Raw genomic sequence first — 3032 nt, 5'->3', positions numbered from 1 at the left:
GTCTGCGACCGCGACAAGGCCTCCAACGCTTCTCGTTGACCGTCTGACATGACCAAAGCAGCCGCCGGTGTCATCACCCACGAAGTCTAACGCAGACCAGCCAATTATTTTGGAGACACACCACTAGCGACCGCCTGGATGTACGCCATCATGAATGGCGACCTGCTCCCTCTCCGATCAAACACCAAGTCGGACATGCCGATGCCGGATATGCCCATGTCCACAACAAACATGCCGCCAACCAGCACAATGACCATGCCGCCAAACGGTGGAATGAGCATGCCGCCCAGCAGCGCAATGACCATGCCGCCCAGCAGCGCAATGAACATGCCGTCCGGCGGCGGAATGAACATGCCGGCAAGCAGCGGGACGCCCGTATGGTTCACCGCAATGAGCTGGTTCGGTGTCGTCAGCTTCGCCGCAGCGGCGGTTTTCTGGACATACTGGTCTTTCATCGAGCGGCGCCGCGAGGAGGCGTGGCACCGCTCGCTGGGTAGCCTCTGTCAGGCGATGATGGCCGCCGGCATGACTATCTTCTTCCTCGCCACGCTATTCTCGCTGTGACCTAGTCATCAGTTTTTGTGCAAAAAGCTATCCAGCCGAGCCCAGATAGTCTTGGCCAACGTTGTTGTGAAGCAGGCTTTTTGACAGAACTACAGTTCGAGTCCATACCCCTGGTCGCGGCCGCGTTGGCGCTGAGCAGCCTGTTGTGTGGTGGCGGTGATGCGTTCGAGTGCGGCTTCGCGGGCGGGATTTTGTGTGGTGTGCCGGCGCCAGGCCTGCGCGCGCTGAGCGCGGCGTTGGTCGTCGCGGTCCAGTAAGGCCGCCACGATGGTGGGTAGCAGGTCGCGGTCGGTACGTGCGGCAACGGCGTGCATGGTGCGGGCCCGGTCGTCGTTGGCGGTCAGGATTGTGTGCAGGGCGTGGGCGGCGGCGTGTTTAGTGCCGCGGTGCGTTTGGTGGATGCCGGCGTCGGCGCCGTGCTGATGTTGGTGGGCTTCGTTGGTCACAGCCGGATAGATGGCGAGGTGGTTTTCGTCGCGAGCGCGGGTCATGCCGACGTAGGCCATCGCGCGGCTGGCCCGATCGGACAGGACCGCCCAGCACACACCGTATCGATCCGAGTTGCCGATGGTCATGCCTTGGGCGGAGTGCACGGTGCCGGCATAGCCGAGGGTGACCTGCTCGCGCAGGTAGACACCTTCAGAGGACGCGGGCCTCATCGGTGGGCCGCTCGGCAGCGATGCGGCCCCGTTGGTGTCGACGCCGATCACGCGCCAGCGGTTGCCGTTGCGGACCTGGTCGATCCATTCACCGCGCCGGTTGTGGCGCCGGGTTCGACGAGGCGGTGGTGGCGTCAGCGGCCATGGCGATCGCATCCCCGGTATGCAGCCGGTCATGGGTGCGATACCAGCCGATGGCTTTGCGCAGCCGGTTGCCGCGCGCGGACCGCAGCGCCAGTGACGCCTCGCGTTCTGCGGCGTCGCGCAGCCGCCACACTTCAGATAGGCGCTGCGACCACGGCAGGTCCTTGCACAGGTGCTCGAACATACCGCCGCGGGCTTTGACCGGGGCCAGTTGGTAAGCGTCGCCGACGAGGACCATCTTGGCGCGCGCGGCCGTGCTGGCCTTACTGGTGGGCGCGGACGGTATCGAACCGCCGACCGCTGGTGTGTAAATCCGAGCCGGACTGTCCACGGCGTTTCGCCCGGTGCCGTAGCGTCTTGGAATGCCCAGTTCAGCGGCTGGTTCGTGTCCCAGTCTGTCCGCGGAGTGTCGGACTGTGTTCACCCGTCTTGGCAGACTCTTGGCACAACGGGGGTTTGGTCGTCAGGTGTTCGGTCGCGTTTGCGTGGCGGACTCGTCTTTTCGCTGCCAGGCCGCACGATTCACCTACCTGTGGAGCTAAGGGGACTCGAACTCCTGACCCCACACTGCAGTGTGGAAGCGCATGTGCGGCGCTGTGGTCTGGTGTCTACAGCCGATCGAAATGTCCACTTCAGTGCTTGATTCCGTGCTGATGTATCCAAGTGATTGACTGATTTAGGACACCGCTAGGACAGCCGAACAGCTGTTCGCACACCACCCGCCGTCCGAAACGAGACGAACCGAATGGAGTTCGACGAGCAGTTCGCCAGCCCGGGCGCACACGTGCTGTTCGCCAGGGGCCGCCGTCCGTGTTCAGTGGTGCGATGATGGAGCTTCGCCTTGATCAGCGCCAATCGCTGAGCGCCTCGTGGCTGCTACGCCTTGTCCGCGAAGCGGGATACGACGTTCCGCAGACCAGCCTGTCGACGGCGCCATTCATCATCGGTCGGCCTGACGGCTTCCACATCACGGTGACGCCGCAAAACAACTCCCCATGGATCACCGCGGTCTCAAGTGACCAGGGCCGCCAGGACGAGATCGACGAATTGGTTCGGCGCGGCGGCGAGTTGACCTCCGGCGCTTTGGCGTCCGAGGCCGATTTCGGTGGCCACGTGTGGTACACCTGCACGCTCGGTGGTGAACAGCCGAATCTGGCAGATCCAATGTTCTTCTCACGCATGCAGGAAATGCTCAGCACGCAAATCAGGATCGTGAACGAGTGGCGGCGTCTCGGCACCGACGTGCTGCTTAACTTCCGCGAAGATGTGCCCGACGGCGGCGTGCAGGACGAAAATATTCTGTTCCCCCCGAGGCCAATCGTTGATGTCTACGTCGCGGTTGCGGGACCGATCGACGGACCGTTCACCCGTCCCATCGCGCACCGCGCCATGGAGTTGGTGGCAGCGATCTGCACCTTCGCGCTGGGCCGCCCGGTCAACCTGCCGCCCACCGTTTGGCCCGCCCAAGACGAGATGCTCGCAGAGCTGGAAACCCGTCGCGCGGACACGACTATTCTGACGTTGGCGCGGCACGGCATGCCGCTCGACATGTTCCATCTGGTCGCCGTAGGCGACATGGACAGCTGGGCCCGCCTCCAGGGCGCACTGCTGAGCTACGACGCGGCCATCCGCCAGCAGCGCGAGCAGGTCGCCGTGATCCTCTAC

2 protein-coding genes and 1 pseudogene are annotated in these 3032 nt (G+C 63.8%); 2 read left to right on the top strand and 1 reads right to left on the bottom strand.

All coding sequences use genetic code 11. The features are described 5' to 3' along the window. Positions 1-138 precede the first annotated feature (138 nt). Positions 139-564 carry a DUF5134 domain-containing protein gene (locus tag ACLP9N_RS19190; protein WP_442408901.1) on the top strand — a complete coding sequence of 142 codons (426 nt, stop codon included), beginning with the start codon at positions 139-141 and terminating at the stop codon, positions 562-564. An 89-nt stretch (positions 565-653) separates the two neighbouring features. Here ACLP9N_RS19190 and ACLP9N_RS19185 read toward each other — a convergent pair. Next, positions 654-1629: pseudogene (locus tag ACLP9N_RS19185) on the bottom strand (AAA family ATPase); the annotation flags it as partial. 566 nt (positions 1630-2195) lie between these two features. Between ACLP9N_RS19185 and ACLP9N_RS19180 the strand changes: the two are divergent. Next, positions 2196-3032 (top strand): hypothetical protein (locus ACLP9N_RS19180; RefSeq protein ID WP_442408900.1); only part of this gene is annotated, 837 nt, incomplete at its 3' end.

Source organism: Mycobacterium sp. (assembly GCF_052144515.1).
Lineage (GTDB): Bacteria > Actinomycetota > Actinomycetes > Mycobacteriales > Mycobacteriaceae > Mycobacterium.
This window is presented reverse-complemented; position numbering and strand designations above follow the sequence as displayed.

Coding starts and splice junctions, on each gene's coding strand:
- ACLP9N_RS19190 (WP_442408901.1), top strand. CDS start 139: ATGTACGCCATCATGAATGGCGACCTGCTCCCTCTCCGATCAAACACC.